The 16526-nt window shown below is 43.6% G+C and carries 17 protein-coding genes; 1 reads left to right on the top strand and 16 read right to left on the bottom strand.

The features are described 5' to 3' along the window. Window positions 1–150: 150 nt before the first annotated feature. From KFV02_RS10715 to fliR, 16 genes are all read right to left on the bottom strand, one after another. A complete protein-coding gene (locus KFV02_RS10715) occupies window positions 151–1107 on the bottom strand; it encodes a chemotaxis protein (RefSeq protein WP_252381550.1) in 957 nt (318 codons plus the stop codon). An 8-nt stretch (window positions 1108–1115) separates the two neighbouring features. Next, window positions 1116–1976, bottom strand: a complete 861-nt coding sequence (gene ispH / locus KFV02_RS10710; RefSeq protein ID WP_252381549.1) for a 4-hydroxy-3-methylbut-2-enyl diphosphate reductase — start codon at window positions 1974–1976, stop codon at window positions 1116–1118. Between the two features lie 28 nt (window positions 1977–2004). Continuing rightward, window positions 2005–2997 (bottom strand): tRNA dihydrouridine synthase, encoded by a 993-nt coding sequence (locus KFV02_RS10705; protein ID WP_252381548.1) that lies wholly within the window; start codon window positions 2995–2997, stop codon window positions 2005–2007. Then, window positions 2990–3238 carry a hypothetical protein gene (locus tag KFV02_RS10700; protein WP_252381547.1) on the bottom strand — a complete coding sequence of 83 codons (249 nt, stop codon included), beginning with the start codon at window positions 3236–3238 and terminating at the stop codon, window positions 2990–2992. The genes KFV02_RS10705 and KFV02_RS10700 overlap by 8 nt, the downstream gene beginning before the upstream one ends. A gap of 117 nt (window positions 3239–3355) precedes the next feature. After that, entirely contained in the window at window positions 3356–3625 is a 270-nt protein-coding gene (locus tag KFV02_RS10695; protein ID WP_252381546.1) for a lipid-A-disaccharide synthase N-terminal domain-containing protein, read from the bottom strand. A 3-nt stretch (window positions 3626–3628) separates the two neighbouring features. Then, window positions 3629–4366 carry a glycosyltransferase family 2 protein gene (locus KFV02_RS10690; RefSeq protein ID WP_252381545.1) on the bottom strand — a complete coding sequence of 246 codons (738 nt, stop codon included), beginning with the start codon at window positions 4364–4366 and terminating at the stop codon, window positions 3629–3631. Window positions 4367–4396: 30 nt separating this feature from the next. Next, the gene (locus KFV02_RS10685; RefSeq protein WP_252381544.1) at window positions 4397–4813 is read right to left on the bottom strand and encodes a DUF2802 domain-containing protein; all 417 of its coding nucleotides are present in this window, start codon (window positions 4811–4813) and stop codon (window positions 4397–4399) included. 214 nt (window positions 4814–5027) lie between these two features. Beyond that, window positions 5028–5351, bottom strand: a complete 324-nt coding sequence (locus KFV02_RS10680; protein ID WP_252381543.1) for a hypothetical protein — start codon at window positions 5349–5351, stop codon at window positions 5028–5030. After that, a complete protein-coding gene (locus KFV02_RS10675) occupies window positions 5351–6061 on the bottom strand; it encodes a flagellar basal body-associated FliL family protein (protein WP_252381542.1) in 711 nt (236 codons plus the stop codon). Before KFV02_RS10675 ends, KFV02_RS10680 begins: the two co-directional genes overlap by 1 nt. Window positions 6062–6233: 172 nt before the next feature. Next, window positions 6234–6617: a chemotaxis response regulator CheY gene (locus KFV02_RS10670; protein WP_252381541.1), complete on the bottom strand. Its 384-nt coding sequence runs from the start codon at window positions 6615–6617 to the stop codon at window positions 6234–6236. Between the two features lie 9 nt (window positions 6618–6626). Then, window positions 6627–7415 carry a FliA/WhiG family RNA polymerase sigma factor gene (locus tag KFV02_RS10665; protein ID WP_252381540.1) on the bottom strand — a complete coding sequence of 263 codons (789 nt, stop codon included), beginning with the start codon at window positions 7413–7415 and terminating at the stop codon, window positions 6627–6629. Further along, on the bottom strand, window positions 7369–8184 hold the full coding sequence (locus tag KFV02_RS10660; RefSeq protein ID WP_252381539.1) for a MinD/ParA family protein: 816 nt from the start codon (window positions 8182–8184) through the stop codon (window positions 7369–7371). The genes KFV02_RS10665 and KFV02_RS10660 overlap by 47 nt, the downstream gene beginning before the upstream one ends. 33 nt (window positions 8185–8217) lie before the next feature. After that, the gene (locus KFV02_RS10655; protein ID WP_252381538.1) at window positions 8218–9267 is read right to left on the bottom strand and encodes a flagellar biosynthesis protein FlhF; all 1050 of its coding nucleotides are present in this window, start codon (window positions 9265–9267) and stop codon (window positions 8218–8220) included. After that, entirely contained in the window at window positions 9257–11359 is a 2103-nt protein-coding gene (flhA, locus tag KFV02_RS10650) for a flagellar biosynthesis protein FlhA (protein ID WP_252381537.1), read from the bottom strand. Before flhA ends, KFV02_RS10655 begins: the two co-directional genes overlap by 11 nt. Window positions 11360–11485: 126 nt before the next feature. Continuing rightward, window positions 11486–12550 (bottom strand): flagellar biosynthesis protein FlhB, encoded by a 1065-nt coding sequence (flhB, locus tag KFV02_RS10645; protein WP_252381536.1) that lies wholly within the window; start codon window positions 12548–12550, stop codon window positions 11486–11488. Window positions 12551–12713: 163 nt separating this feature from the next. After that, window positions 12714–13490, bottom strand: a complete 777-nt coding sequence (gene fliR / locus KFV02_RS10640) for a flagellar biosynthetic protein FliR (RefSeq protein ID WP_252381535.1) — start codon at window positions 13488–13490, stop codon at window positions 12714–12716. Window positions 13491–13553: 63 nt separating this feature from the next. Here fliR and KFV02_RS10635 point away from each other — a divergent pair, with 63 nt between their 5' ends. Next, complete coding sequence (locus tag KFV02_RS10635; protein WP_353617345.1) at window positions 13554–16265, top strand: cation-transporting P-type ATPase; 2712 nt, start codon at window positions 13554–13556, stop codon at window positions 16263–16265. Window positions 16266–16526: the final 261 nt, after the last annotated feature.

Genomic DNA, 16526 nt, shown 5'->3' with positions numbered 1-16526 from the left:
GACCAAAAGCTGAGTTACGGTGTCTTGATGCACCAGAAAGTTGAACGGTCTGTCACGCCTAAATTCTTATTTCTTTATCTCTTAAATTTGAAAACAGGTGATGTAAACATACGAGAAAGTTGAGAGGGTAAAGTTTTACCTACTCACCAACTACTTGCCACCCCGTGTCTTTTCAATCAATGTTTTGGCTCGTATGGCCAGTTCACTCACTTCTGGTTTTGAAATTTGATCGTCTGCACCCACTGATTCACCCTTATGCTTTATTCTTTCTGTGATCAGGGAAGAGAATAAGAGCACTGGCAGGGTAGCTAACTCTGGATCTTGCTTAATCTTTTTAGTTAGAGTCAGGCCGTCCATTGCTGGCATCTCAATATCCGAGACAACAATCTGGACAAGATCATTGATGCGCTTGTTCTGAGCTTGGGCCTGTTTTTTGAGCTCCTGTAATTTTTCCCATGCTTGCAAACCATTACTAGCCTTGATTACCTTAAAATTGGCTTGCTCCAGAAGGTTGGCAAGCATCTCCAGAATAGTGTCGGAATCATCAGCCACCAGAGCTGTATAGTTGTCATCCAGGCGTACATCTAAGTTTTTATCGAAATTGAGAGCTGTATTTGGGTTTAATTCAGCCACAATTTTTTCTAGGTCGATTAAAAAGGTGATCCTGTTCTCAAGTTTAACTACTCCTGTAATGCTATTAGAGCTAAATTGTGCCACATAATTACTTGGCGGCTCCACATCCTCCCAGCTTAAGCGGTGTATCCTGGTCACTCCTGACACTAAGAATCCATTAACGACTTTATTGAACTCGGTAACTATAACATTGGCGTTTTCATCGAGAATTCTGTTTTTGCCCAGCCAGAGACTTAAGTCCACTAGAGGAATGATAGAGGAACGTAAGTTAAAAGCGCCCAGAACTGCTGGATGTGGGACTTCCGGTAGTTCTGTGATTTTGGGTTTCTTAATGATTTTCAAGACCTTGGCTACATTGATTCCATAATAGCCTGTATATACTTCTTCTTGTCCGGGGATTTGTTCGTGGATAAAAAATTCCACAATTTCCAGTTCATTGGTTCCGGATTCCAAAAGAATATTGGTTTGATACATTTTTTCCTCTAAGCTAAGGATTTTAAAGTATTATAGACATCTTGGATAATAAAGTCAGGGGTTGATGCCCCTGCGGTTAATCCAATTTTTGAATATCTGGCAAGGTCTGGAAGGTGTAGTTCTTCTTTGGTTTCAATATGCACGCAGGGAACTCCTTGTTCTTGAGCTACTTTGGCCAGTCTTCTGGTGTTGCCACTATTTTTTCCGCCCACAACAATCATAAAATCGACCTGTCGTGCAATTTGTAGTGCTTCCTCCTGTCTATTCTTGGTGGCGTCGCAAATGGTGTCTAGAACATCGAGGTTGGGATCAAATTTTTCTTGGACAAATTGTTTAATCTCATAGAAGTGTTCTCTATCCTGGGTAGTCTGGGCAGCTAAAAAATAATGTTCACTGGGATCGAGACTCAACTTCTGTAAGTTTTTAAGACTGTCGAAAACGTATGTTTTACCCAGGGCATAGCTAATAAGTCCTCTGACCTCAGGGTGATCAGGTTCTCCATAAAGCAGTAAATGAGTCGATGGTGAACTGTGTTTCTGAATAAGAATCTGGGCCTTTTTGACTTTGGGACAGGTAGCGTTAATAATCTCTACCTGGCGTTGGCGCAATCTGTTCTCCGTTTCTAAAGGTATGCCGTGGGCCCGGATAATAACCACGCTTTCGCGTGGCTGGAGTTGGCCGATGTCTTTAATTATGTTTACGCCTAAACGAGCGTATTTTTCTAATACTTGGGGGTTATGGATAATTGGACCCAAAGTGTAGATGTTTTTCCCCCGGTGTTTATCCAGAGCCTGGTCTAACTTGCGCAATGCCAGGCTGACTCCCATGCAAAAACCAGCAGTTCCGGCAAGAATAATTTCTTTAGTCATAACTCCTTATTCCCTGAAAGTGATGGACTCAGGCATAGCCCAATAAACGCAGACGGTTTAAAATTTCTTCTAAATGACTCCATGAAGAGCAGTGAGTTAGTTCATTACGCAAAAACCTTGCCCCTGGCAAATCCCGGATCATTTTCGGTACCAAAGTCCTCATTTTTAATAGGGCCCGCGGTGATGAATCTATTTTTTGATACAACCTGGCCATTTTTAGGATCATGGCCGCCAAAAAATGACCGTCTTTGGGAGGCGCTTTTTGCTTTTCTATCAGGCACGTGTACCGTAGAAAAATTGATGGGTCATACAGGGCCCCTCTGGCAAACATTATTCCATCGATTCTGGTTAGTTCCAGGCAATCTAGCCCATCATGGGCAGTAAACAGGTCTCCGCTGCCTATTATAGGTATCTTTACCGAAGCTTTTAGTTTTTTCAAGGCCAGCCAATCTGCCTGCCCAGAAAATCCCTGTTTTGCAAATCTGGGATGCAAGGTGATCCAACCGACTCCTATGGCTTCCAGTCTCCGGGCCAGGTCTATGTACACCGGTTCGTTTTTTGACCACCCCAAACGTAGTTTTACTCCTACACATCCTGGAGCGGCTAACTTAACCATTTCTTTGACGATGCTAACTAAAAGATCGGGAGCTTTTAACAGGGCTGCACCAGAGCCGGTTTTAACCACTTTTTTTACGGAACAACCACAATTAAGATCAAAATATTTAAAACCCTGTTCAAGTAGGTTTTCAGTTGCCCGGGCCAGAGTATCTGGTTCAGAGCCATAAAGCTGCACCACAAGCGGATTATCCTGGGGACAGGTGCGCAAGATTTCAATTGTCCCCTGGCTGCGGTACAAGAGACCTTTGGCGCTGACCATTTCCGTACAGGCTACCTGGCAGCCAAACTCGCGGCATAAAAGGCGAAAAGGTAAGTCTGAAAAGCCAGCCAGGGGAGCCAGCCAAGGGGTAGAAGGACGAATGGGAAGGTTGGACAAAATAGTAGTCGAATTTTGATTAGACAATAATGTTTAGTCCTCTATCTTTAAGTTCTTTGGGGTTTACTTCCTTTAAAATTATTTGGGGATAGAGTTTTTCTACCACAAAAAAAAGTTCTGTGCCTTCAGGATAACGGGCATTCATACTGGCAAGGAGTTTAAAGTCCTGGATTTGAACCCAGGCTTGATATGGGTTTTTGAAGTTTAGTATTGTGCCCGATACTATATCTCCGGGTTGAAAGCGTTGTCTGAATCTGATTGAGTCCATTTATGAGTTAGCTAAATTTGTTGGATTGAACGGCAAAGGAACGAAGATGAAAAGGTTATCTTATTCTCGTACCTTACGCCGTTCACCAAACCATCAATTATCAGACATTGAAGCATGTTACTGCTTTTCTTTTTTTTCTTTGTAAATAAGGTAGAGATTACGGCTGTAAATGAGTAGTCCTGTGGACTGACCGAGAATGAAAACCGGATCTTTACGGTAGATGGCATAGGCTAATAAGAGTACGGCCCCACCCATGCTAAAATACCAAAAATAAACAGGCATGACGCTCTTTTTGGCCCGCTCACTGGCAATCCACTGGACCAGAAACCGGGCTGAAAAGAGTAGTTGAGCAAAGAGCCCGATTCCAAGCCAAATTTTTTCTTCCATTTATTAATCCAAAGAGCTCGTTTTAATTTTTGGGTTCACGCTGCGAATACGCATCCATAATACAGCCAGGGTATCCATGAGACCTACCCAAAGTCTATTGCTGATGCCGTATTTGGTCTGACCGAATTGTCTGGGACGGTGGTTGACAGGGACTTCCAAAATTTTTGCGTACCCATTTATACGTACCAGAGTAGGAAGAAATCTATGCATTCCTCTGAATAAAAAGATATCCTGGACGCATTCCCGCTTGAATGCCCGGATTGAGCAGCCAACATCTTTTATATTGTCCTTAGTTATAAGATTTCTAAAACCATTTCCAATTTTGGACGATAGTTTTCGGATCAAGCTATCCTGTCGGTTCTTACGCCAACCATTAACCATGTGGGCGTTGTGTTCGAGCAAAAATTTAACTAGACGGGGAATATCATTAGGGTCATTTTGGCCGTCGCCATCTAGTGTGACCAGGATTTCACCTCTAGCCTGCTTAAAGCCGATAAACATGGCCGCAGACTGACCGTAATTTTGGTCCAGTTGAATAAATTTATGTCGCTTGTCTTTTTGATGTAATTCCTTGAGTCGGGATAGACTGGCATCCACAGAGCCATCATCGACCCATAGGCATTCCCAGGACCAATCTGTGGAAGATAGGGCGCTAGTTACCTCTTGACCCAATCTGAAAATATTATCTTCTTCATCTTTTACCGGGATGATCACACTTAGATTTATATTTGTCTTCTCCATGGACCTCAATCCTTAAAAATTGAAAACCAGTTACTTGTCAGAATCAACAATAAGCTCAATTTCATCTTTGGTTAGGCCAGTGGTCCTGGCCAGTTCTTCAATTGATTGTCCGGAACGGTATCCAGCGATGATAATTTGTTTTAAAAAAAGGGGAGACTTGGTAAATTTTTCTGCCTCCTTGACCAATTTTGATAACTCTTTAGCCCTGGTCTCTAATTTTTCTTCCAATAAAATAAGCTCTTTTTGCCTTTGGTTAAAGCTGGCCACCAACTCCTGCTCTAACTGGGCGTTAAAGGATAACTTCTCCACAAATTCATGTTGTTTTTTTTGCAGCTCAGCAAGCAGTGCTTCTGATTTTCTCAAGCGGAGGAAAAAAAATAGTACCAAAACCAAGAGGATGATTTCAATAATGCTAGAGAAAAAAATTGTCCATTGAAAATATGACATTTTTAATGTGCCTAAAGTTGGAAAAGTCCTGAGTGCCTGTGGCCAAACCTTTTTATCAACTTAAGTCCCATAGTTTATTCTAATCCTGGTTTCTTTCATGCTGGTACAAAGACTTGGACCTGTTCTCAAGGCTTGCTTGCGGACGAGCAGGGTTCTTTGGGTAAACAAAAATTTTTAAAGTACAAGACGGATCGCGATAGACTAAACAAAGACTTCATACTTTGATATTGATCAAGTGTCCGGAACCGGATACTTGGGATTCAGATTCTTCTATTTCTTGTTTTTTCTCTTTTTGTTCACGATCTCTGGTCATAAAATTTTGTTGCTTTTTTTTGTTTTGTTTATCTTCTTTGATTTGGATTTCAGTATCTGTTTTCTCTGTTTTTGGAACTTTGTCTTTTTCCTTTTTTTGTTTTTGGATCACTAAATCGGCAGTAAAGGCCTGTTGAGCTTCAGGATGAGCTTGAATTGCATTTTGCAATTTTTGAATTTGCGGTGTTTGAGAGAAAATGACCGGCAGGTCAATAGGATTTACCATTATTTAAGCACATATTCCTCAATAAGAATTTTTTTCAATTGGCCGTTATTTAAATATTGGTTGACTACTGACAGTATGTCTTCCTTTAACCGCTCTACATTCTTTTTATTGTTTAAGAATATAAAATTTTTGTTTCGTAAGTAGTAATATACTGCATCTCTCAAAATAATAGTTTTACGTTTGACCTCCCATTCCAACTTGGAGTCTGTGGTGGAAAAAGATAGTTTGCAGTATAGAAATTTAGTTTGCCCGTTAAACGTAAGTTCGACCCAAAACGGTTCAAAGGGAATAACTATCTCTTCCGGAGGAGGCGGCGGAGGGGGAGAAGGTTCTGCTTTCTGAACCTGTGGTTTTTGGGGTTCAGGAGGAGGTGGTGGAGAGGGTTTTAAAAAAAGAAAATAAGCACCCACAGCAATTAAAGCAATTACTCCTGCCAGAGCTATAAAGAACCATTTTTTTTTCCAAAATGGTGTTGGAACAGGAACCTGATCTTCTGGCTTTTCTTCAGACTCTACAGAAACTTCTTTTTTTTCGTCCTTTTTCTCTTCCTCTTCTCCCTCCTTTTCTTCCTCTAAAAAAGGAGCGTCATCCAGATCCAGTTCGACCTTTTGTGTCCCCTTGTCGATAGTCAATTCTGACGTATCAAGTTTAACCTTTTCTTCTGTGTTATTCTGGTTGGATTCTTCTGGATCAGGAACTATAAATAGCATATATGTTTATTTGGGCTATATATCTCAGATAAACAATAAAGACGATTTGGCTACGCATTAGCGAAAGCCGAGGACAGGTAAAACAGTAGGAATTTTTAAGTATACTGATAAACTGATGTTAGACTTACTTGCCCTCGGTAAATTATAACAATGGAGAACTTGCACTTTTTAGTTACTTTTCAAAAATCTTTTCGATTTTTTTACCTAACGTTTCCGCAGTAAATGGTTTAACTATATAATTAGATACCTTAGCTTGAACGGCTTCTATGATATTCTCCTGTTGAGCTTCAGCGGTGACCATTAAAAAAGGAAGGTCTGCAAATTCTTCACTAGCTCTTACTTTTCGCAGAAGCTCGATGCCGGTCATTTTGGGCATGTTCCAATCGCTGATAATGAAATCTATTCTGTCCTTATTTAAAATTTCCCATGCTGTAGTACCATCGTCCGCCTCAACAATATTATTGTAGCCTAGCTGCCGCAAAATGTTTTTAATTATTCTACGCATTGTTGAAAAGTCGTCTACCACTAAAATGCGCATATTTTTGTCGATAGCCATGACCTCCTCCTAATTTCTTTCGTATCTTTGTGTAAATTTATCTCTCAGTTTTTTTATAGCTTGTGAGTGGAGTTGAGAAACTCTTCCCTCTGTTATCTCCATGACCTGAGCAATTTCTTTCATGGTTAGCTCTTCCACATAGTACAGAGACAGAACCAATTTTTCACGGTCAGTTAACTCTTTAATCAGTTTGGCAATTTTGTTTACCAGGTCTTTAATCAATACCCTTGCATGCGGTTCTTTAAAACGCTCGCTGTTATCTGGTAAGACAAAATTTTCCTGAATTGCGTCCAGGCTTAAACAAACCTGGTTTTGAAGTGCTACTAACACTTTGTTGATTTCATCTAAAGAATAACCTGTAATTTCCTTGAGTTCAAGTGAATTGGGTACACTACCTGTATTTTGTTCAACCTTTCGAATGGTTTGTTCAATTTTTTTTATTTTTTGTCTTAGCCCCCTGGAGAACCAATCCAATTTGCGTAGCTCGTCAAGCATGGCTCCGCGAATACGGTTATCGGCAAAGGTTTCAAACTTAATACCTTGCTCTGGGTCAAAATTGGTTAGAGCTTCAATAAGGCCTAAAGTTCCGGCACTGATAAGTTCGTCCAGTTCGATGTGTTTGGGAAGTTTTGCCTTTAAACGCAAGGCACTAATTTTAATCTTGGGGGCATAACTTCGAACAATATCTTCTTGTTGCCAGGAGGGCAACCGGAGAAAGCACACTCCTTTTTGTTCCAGAATAGTCCAGGGATTATTCTTGGAAGAGGAGTTTTTTCCAGAAAAATTTGATATTGCCATCAAGTTGTTCTGCTGCCTGCCAGTTGTTTATTTTTCGAGCAATTTCTTGCATGGCCTTGGTGGCCGGAGCCTGCGGTTGCTCATGGCAGAAAGGAACCTGCCGAGCGACACTCTTTTTGACAGTTATATCATGGGGGATGATTCCAACTAAATCAAGAGAAATACTACTCAAAAAATGATCACAAGCAGCATAGAGTTTTTTAAACACATTTTTGGCCTCAACTTCTGTTTTGGCCATGTTTACAATAACCCTGAACTTTTGAATGTTATGTTTGTTTTTAAGCACTTTGATCAGGGCGTAAGCATCGGTTAGAGAAGTGGGCTCAGGGGTCAGAATGAGCAGTCGTTCCTGAACTGCCAGGTTAAAATAAATGACATTGTCATTGATACCCGCGCCCGTATCCACAATAAGGTAGTCTATCTTATCCTCTAGATAATCCATTGCCTCCAGGAGTTCAAGTTTTTGACCCGTGGACAGGGAAAGCATTTCAGTGACTCCTGAGGCGGCAGGCAGAATCTGGAAACCATAATTTGTCTGAAGTAAAATTTTGGACAGTGAAACACCTTGATTGAGTAGGTGGAAGATATTGTATTCGGGAGTCAATCCCAAAAGCACATCCACATTGGCAAGGCCCAGATCTGCATCCAGAATAAGCACCCTATTGCCCAGTTTTTGGAGACAATAAGAGAGATTTATTGAAATATTAGTTTTACCAACTCCACCTTTTCCAGAGGTAACGGATATGACTATAGGAAGTTTTTTGTGCATGAGCATACCATAAATTATATTATTGAGTAGGCGTCAATAACTAATAACTTTACATCCATTGGGCAACTCTTTTTTAAAAATCAGCCGCCATAGATTGTCTTGGGTGGCTGATGTTGAACAATTTTTTAGGCTGGGACCATAGCCGAAATAAGAAATGGGCAGATCCATTTTCCATGCCAAATTTATTAATAAACCAAAAATACAAGCTTCGTCCAGTTTCGTCCAGACAAGGCTTTTTACTTGAGAATGAGAATATTTTTGAGCAAAGAAGTCAAATTGTTCATAAGAGTAAACAGGGCTAAAAATCAAGTGAATGGCTACTTCTCGAATGATTTTTAATTCGGTTAGATAAGTGTTTAAAGTTTTGCCAGGGCCTAAGCTCGGCATATCAACAAAAATATAATCATAATTATCGAATCTTTTAAATGTTTTTTGATCCAAAGTGGTTACCTCAGTGTAAGCGAGGCCAGATAACTCGGCAAAATGTTTCAAGTACAATCTGCCGCCGGCCTGAGTATTATTTGCGTTAAGGACCAGAATTTTTTGGGGCTGTCTTTTTTTTATCTCCAGAGCCAGGCGTAACAGAGTAGTTGTTTTGCCAGTACCGCTTGGTCCGGTAAAAGCATGTATTCGTTGTGAAACAAATTTTTCTGTCCAGGGAGCTACTTTTACGGTCTGCCCAAGGATTTTTAGGATAGGTGTATTGTTAGAGCGGCTCACTTTGTTGTAGAGTTCTAAAATAAGATCGGTCCCTGCCCCTTGCTTTTCCAGAAAATCCAAGACCTGTCTTTGTCTAGGAGTTATGTTTTCTCTGTTTAGCTGTGGCTTGACCAGGTCGTATATACTTTTTTTAAAGTTTTCCCACTCCAGGCGGAAGTCCAGATCAAAATTAGTTTTTTTGGGAATCTGGGGTTTTAAATCTTTCTCAACTTCCCTTTCCAGAGCCACGACTATTTCATACCATTTTTGGCCGTTTTCAGTGATGTTTTCACTGCTCAGAATAACCGCATCAGGTCCCAGCTCTTTTTTGACCCGGGCCATCACTTCAGATGATGTTTTGCCACGGAAAGTTTTAATTTGCATGGTTTAAACTCACCACTCCAACGGATTCCAAACGGATGTCAGGCGGTATTTCGGCCTGGGAAATAACAGGTAAATTGGGCACAAAGCGTATTAATAGTTGCGCCAGATGGGGTCTAAGTATGGGAGTGACCAACAAAACCGGCTGTCCTTCACTTATCATGGCCTTTTCCAAGGTTTTGTTGATGGCCTGGATAATAGAATGGGCCAGTTGTGGCTCCATTGCCAGATAAGTGCCTTGCTCTGTCTGACGTAAATTTTCCTGAAAGGTTTGTTCAATCTGCGGGTCCAGGGTCAGAATCGGCAAGGCATTGTCCTGAGTCAGGTAAGGTTTGACAATGGTCCTGCCCAGACGCTGGCGGACAAATTCAGTAAGCTGTTCAGGATCTTTAGTTTGCTGGCCATAGTCTGCAAGGGTTTCAACAATGGTTAGAATGTCGCGGATGGATACACCTTCTCGAACAAGATTTTGTAGTACTTTTTGAACAGTACCAAGGCTTAAGATATTGGGAACCAGATCTTCAACGGCCTTGGGGGCTCTCTGAGCCAGGTTGTCCAAGAGATTCTGAGTTTCCTGGCGTCCTAAGAATTCGTGCAGGTTGCGTTTAAAGATTTCAGTTAAGTGGGTAGCAATGACCGTTGAAGGATCAACCACAGTATATCCGGCCATAACAGCTTCTTCTTTCTTTTCTTTAGGTATCCACAGAGCCGGTAAATTAAAAGCCGGTTCGAGCGTCTCAATTCCTTTGATCCTGTATTTAGCATCACCGGGATCCATGGCCAGGTAATGGTCAATCATGATTTCAGCCCTTCCCACTTCATTACCTTTTATGAGAACAACATATTCACCAGGCTTTAACTCTAAATTGTCCCTTAAATGCAGGGAAGGAATGATGACACCCATATCCAGGGCGAATTGACGTCTGATGGACTTGATTCGTGCCAAAAGGTTCCCATTTTGGTCTTCATCTACCAGAGGGATGAGTCCGTAGCCGACTTCTAATGCTAGAATATCCAGTGGAAGTAAAGCCTGAACTTCTTCCGGAGTATCCTGGGGTGCCTTTTGGGTTTTCTTTTTCTGTACTTCCATTTGATCGAGCATGGCTTTATTTTTGGCCGCTAAAAGAGATAGGGTAAATAACGTAGCGGAGAGGAGTAAAAAGGCAAAAGTAGGCATGCCCGGGACTATGGCGAAGAGAACCAGGACGACTGAGACCAAGCGTAAGGCTCTGGGATGAAAGGTCAATTGGGCAATAAATTCTTCACCCATTTGAGCTTCAGCTGCTGCCCGGCTGACAATAATGCCTGCAGAAGTGGAGATGATTATAGAAGGAATAGTGGAGACCAGGCCGTCGCCAATAGTCAGCAAAGTGTAGGTCTGGGCGGCCTCCATCCAGTTCATGTTTTTTTGCATTACCCCGATAAAAAAGCCGCCAATGATGTTGATAGCTGTAATGAGCATGCCGGCTTTAACATCTCCTGAGACGAACTTGCCCGCACCATCCATGGCTCCGTAGAAGTCAGCTTCCTTACGGATCAGCTCACGTTGTTTTTTGGCTTCCTGTTCGTCAATAAGGCCAGCATTAAGGTCTGCTTCAATAGCCATTTGTTTACCTGGCATAGCATCAAGGGTGAAGCGAGCAGCAACTTCAGCGATTCTTGTTGTACCGGTTGTAATGACCATTTTGTTCAAGGCAAATAAGATGAGAAAAATAACAATCCCTATAACGTAATTGCCGCCAACTACGAAATTGCCAAAGGCCTGAATGACTTTTCCTGCTGCTGCCGTGCCCTGGTCGCCATGAATAAGTATCAACCTGGTAGAAGCCACATTCAAGGCCAAACGTAGCAAAGTGGTCACTAGAAGCAGAGAGGGAAAAATTGAAAACTCTAAAGGGGATTTCATAAACATGACCGTGACCAGGATGACCAGGGCAAAAGAGATATTAAAGGCGAGCATCACGTCAAGGACAATGGTCGGCATGGGGATAAGCATTACAAAGAGGACAATGACCACCCCAGCGGCCAGAAGAACGTCTCCCTGCTTAGAGAACTTTGAATAGTCCAGATTCAGAGCGGTTGATTTTGTTGCCATAAAATTGACACCTCTATGGTGACTCGTCGTCCTAACTGACAAATAAGCTAATAATTCTTTTGATTAACGCACCATTCCCTGCTCCTCCACTAAACAAGGATGGTGGTATTGTTTTGTAAAAGTTGTCTAGTTTTGGCGGCGAAATTTATGTAGTTGAGCAAGTATAGCTGCCACTGCCTTGTATAGTTCTTCGGGAATAGTATCACCTACCTCAACACTTTTATACAAGGCTCGTGCCAAAGGTTTATTTTCTTTGATGGGCACATTGTGCTTTCTGGCAGTTTCTTTAATTTTTTCTGCTACATGATTGACTCCCTTAGCCAGGACTAAGGGGGCTGGGGCTTGTATGGGATCATATTTTAGGGCCACGGCTATATGGGTGGGGTTGGTAATGACCACATCTGCCTCAGGGACTTTTTTTATCATTCTCTTTTGCATGGCCGCGAGCATCTTCTGTTTTTGTTTGCTCTTAATGGTTGGATCTCCTTCACTCTGTTTGCGCTCATCTTTAATTTCCTGTTTAGTCATTTTCAGGTTTTCTTCATAATCCCAGCGAGTATAGATGAGGTCGGCTATGCCAATTATAAGCATAGGGACAAGGGCGTACTCGGTCATCTTAAATCCTGTACTTAATATGTAAGCGGAAATGCCTGCTGTGCTCTCATAAAACAGGGACAAAAGATTGTGGAATTCAGATTTAAGCACTAGATAAGGAGCTATGGCCACGACACAAGCCTGAAGCAGGCTGCGTGCTAGGCGGATAAAAGTTTTGGGCTCAAAGAATATTTTTTTTAGTCCGGCTATTAGATTAAAGTTTTTGAATTTGGGTGTTAAGGGTTTGGTAGTCCATAAAGGTCCTACTTGTAAGCGGACGGTAATGAAGGTGATCAAAGCAATAAATATCATGACAGGAAGAACAATAAGGGCAATTTTTTGTGAGCAGAATAAAAATATAGCGTAAGCATTGTCTTGGGTTAACTGGGTATGAATACCTTTGTTTAAAAACCAGTTATACAGGTCAGTAATTTGTTCTCCAATAAAAGAGATACCAATGCGCAGGGCAATGACTCCGGCTAAGAGACTCATCACCTTGGATAGTTCCTGACTGCGGGGAACATTACCTTCTTGGCGAGCCTTTTTTCGCCGTTTGGGCGTTGCTTTTTCCGTACGACTTGGATCTTGTTGAGGCATAGTGATAGAGGTTTTAAGGTTGAGTCGTTAAAATTTTAAAGTCCTGATAATGAATTTTTTGAAGCAACTAAATTTAGAGCCCAATCCCTGCAATCATCATTTCCGCACTTATCTTTACTGATTGAACGCGGAATCAATTCTTAGCTGGCATCCGGCATCCTGGTTACATCGCCTTTAATAACTGTCCAAAATATGTGCCTAAGTTATGCACGAAATCAGAGAGATATACACTCATAATTTTAAATAATAGACCAAGGAACAAAAAACCTACGCCAATTTTTAGGGGAAAGCCGACAAAGAGGACATTCATCTGTGGAGCGGCTCTGGAGATAAGAGCCAGCGCGAGATCCACTAAAAATATGGCAGTCATGACAGGGGCAGCAATTTTTATAGCCAGGACAAAAATTTGACCTGAAAAAAGGAAAATTTGGTTGACCAATTGGGGAGTAATTAAAAGTCCCCCGGGTGGGACGAGTTCAAAAGTTTGAGCCAGTCCTTTAAGTAGAAATAAATGGCCATTTAAAGAAAGAAAGGTTAGAAGGGATGTCATGTATAAAAAATGGGCAGTGACCGCTTCGGAAACTCCAGTGATGGGGTCGACGACATTAATCATGGCAAAGCCCATTTGAAAACCTATAAGCTGTCCTCCGGTCTGAATTGCTGCGAACAAAAACCTGACAACTAAACCTAGTATTAGCCCAAGAATCAATTCTCCCAGCAACATAACTGCGATGCCGAAGGGATGTACTGGAAAATAATCAGCCGGAAAAGATAAACTAGGCCAGAGGCCTAAGGTCAGGACCAGGCAGACAGCCGCTTTAACCGGGTTGGGCAAAGATTCTCCCCCAAAAAAAGGGAGTAAAAACAGGACTAAACTTATACGAAACAGAGTCAGGAAGAAACTTAAAAATGTGGTCGGATCAAAATTAAATAGGTCCATAATTTAAAATATAGCAAGACACGGACCAGAGTCAGTTTTTAAAGCTGAAAAGGATTTTGACTAATGGAAATGCAAAGCATTCTTGCTAAACATTGGCACCATTTGCCTGTTTCTGAAGTGCTGGATCTGCTGGAGACAAACTCAGATAAGGGACTGGATACCTTTGAGGTCGCAAACCGTCAGGAATATTATGGCCCCAATGTTCTTACTTTAGAAAAGAGACAGGGGCCCTTGATCCGGTTTTTGTTACAGTTTCACCAGCCGCTGGTCTATATCCTGCTTGCTTCAGCGCTCATTACAGCAGTCTTGCAGGAATGGGTGGACATGGGAGTAATCCTTGGGGTGGTCATACTCAACGCTATGATTGGATTTTTCCAAGAGGGCAAGGCCCTTGATGCTATTGTAGCGCTTGCGCAGGTTATAATTAGCGAGGCAACGCTTTTGCGTGGTGGGGAGCGTCAGCGTATCGACGCCAGCGATTTGGTACCCGGCGACATAGTGTTGCTGCAAGCCGGCGACAAAGTCCCCGCTGATCTTCGCTTGATATGGACCCGCGAACTGCGAATAGATGAGTCTACCCTGACAGGCGAGTCTGTACCCGCAGAGAAAAATAGCGGGATACTTGAGCGTGATAGTGTGCTGGCAGAGCGAAAGAACATGGCTTACTCCTCCACGATGGTAACCTCCGGGAGCGGGAGGGGGATTGTTGTGGCTACCGGGGACAATACTGAAATCGGTAGTATTTCGAAACTTATTTCCTCGGTGGAAATTCTAGCGACTCCATTAACGCGAAAGATCGCCCATTTCAGCGGTATTCTTCTTTATGTCATTCTCGGCATGGCCATCGTGACTTTCCTCGTCGGGACTTTGCGCGGCGAGTCCTGGCTTTACATGTTCAAGGCTGCCGTAGCGTTAGCAGTTGGTGCAGTCCCGGAAGGTCTTCCGGCAGCAGTGACTATCACGTTGGCCATCGGCGTGAAGCGTATGGCGAAACGCAATGCAATAATTAAGCGTTTGCCAGCGGTGGAGACCCTGGGCAGTACCTCGGTGATCTGTTCTGACAAGACTGGTACATTGACCCGTAACGAGATGACAGTACAGATGATCGTGGCGGGCACTGAGCGCTTTTCAGTGAGCGGGATCGGGTATGCTCCCAAGGGCAAGTTTTTTGACCAATCCGCTGAGCAAATCGATCCCCGGACGCGTCCTGCACTGATGGAAGTCTTGCGGGCGGGGCTCTTGTGCAATGATGCGTTATTACGAGAGACCGAAAGCGCTTGGCGCATTCAGGGTGACCCTACCGAGGGGGCGCTGATCGTCGCGGCGTGTAAGTCCGGACTTTCGCATGAGGAGGAGCTGGCACGATGGCCGCGACTGGATGCGATTCCCTTCGGGTCTGAGCGCCAATACATGGGAACGCTGCACGGAGGCAGCGCAGGCGAACCGGTCGTCTATCTGAAGGGTTCGATAGAGGTTCTCCTGCCCCGTTGCGAGACTGTTCTCGGCGCCGATGGAGAGCCAACGGACTTAGACAGTGCACGTATTTACGATCAGGTGAACAAGATTGCCTCGAAAGGGCTGCGTATACTGGGATTTGCCAGCAAAAAACTGCCACCAGGCACTGCGACTGTGACACTGGACGATGTTGCTGGCGGTCTGGTCTTTTTGGGGTTTCAGTGTATGGTCGATCCTCTCCGTAATGAAGCTCTCCATGCGGTGCACGCGTGCCAGCGGGCCGGAATCCAGGTCAAAATGATCACTGGAGACCATCCCGGAACAGCAGTAGCAATTGCCCGTCAACTTAACCTTGACCCACCGGATTTTCCTGTACTTACCGGACGCGACCTGGGCAAACTCTCGGATGCCGAGCTTATCGAAGCCGTCGTCGATACAGCCGTGTTCGCGCGGATGTCTCCGGAGCACAAACCTCGCTTGGTAGAGGCGTTTCAGACACGTGGAAATGTCGTAGCCATGACCGGGGACGGCGTCAACGACGCCCCGGCTCTGCGGCGGGCTGATATTGGCGTGGCAATGGGGCTTGCCGGTACAGAGGTGGCCAGGCAGGCCGCCGACATGGTGCTCACCGACGATAATTTTGCCACCATTGAGGCTGCAGTTGAGGAAGGCCGCGGAGTCTTCGACAACCTGATAAAATTTATTACCTGGACACTGCCCACCAACATCGGGGAAGGATTGGTCATCATGGTAGCGGTGCTTGCCGGCGTAACGCTTCCAATTCTGCCGGTGCAGATATTGTGGGTTAATATGACAAGCGCTGTGTTATTGGGCCTTATGCTTGCGTTCGAGCCGAAGGAAGCCGGGATCATGAAACGACCACCACGGGATCCTCAGCGCCCGATTCTTTCCGGCATTTTGATCTTCCGAATTGGTCTGGTGGGGGTACTGCTCCTTGCGGGTTCATTCGGTTTGTTTAAATGGACCTTGAGCAGGGGGGCGGGAGAGGCGGAAGCAAGGACTGTAGCTGTCAATGTTTTCGTGATAGGTGAGCTTTTCTATTTGTTTAACTGTCGTTCGCTCACCCGATCCATGTTTGCGGTGGGGCTCTTCTCAAACCCTTGGCTATTAGGCGGCGTCACCTTAATGACGGTTCTACAAGTGCTTTTTACCTATTCACCTGTTATGAACCGCATGTTTAAAAGTGCTCCTCTCGGGCTTGAATCTTGGGCCCTAATCTTGGCCGTTGGGCTCATCATTTACAGCGTGGTTGAAATTCAGAAATGGCTCTGGCTCCGCTGGAAGAAGGTCAATCGATAAGATAGGAAGATAGGGCTCGGAAAGCAATGGCTCCGGTAAGTTGGTCCCGGGTTCAGTTCTGTAAAATCCACTCCCCACAACCCAAACTCGTAGAGTACGGAGCTACAGCTACATAACTAGAAAGTATGAAGCTTTAACTCAACTTTCTCGTATGTTTACATCACCTGTTTTCAAATTTAAGAGATAAAGAAATAAGAATTTAGGCGTGACAGACCGTTCAACTTTCTGGTGCATCAAGACACCGTAACTCAGCTTTTGGTC

Origin of the sequence: Desulfovulcanus ferrireducens, assembly GCF_018704065.1 — a bacterium.
GTDB classification, from domain to species: Bacteria; Desulfobacterota; Desulfovibrionia; order Desulfovibrionales; family Desulfonatronovibrionaceae; genus Desulfovulcanus; species Desulfovulcanus ferrireducens.
This window is presented reverse-complemented; position numbering and strand designations above follow the sequence as displayed.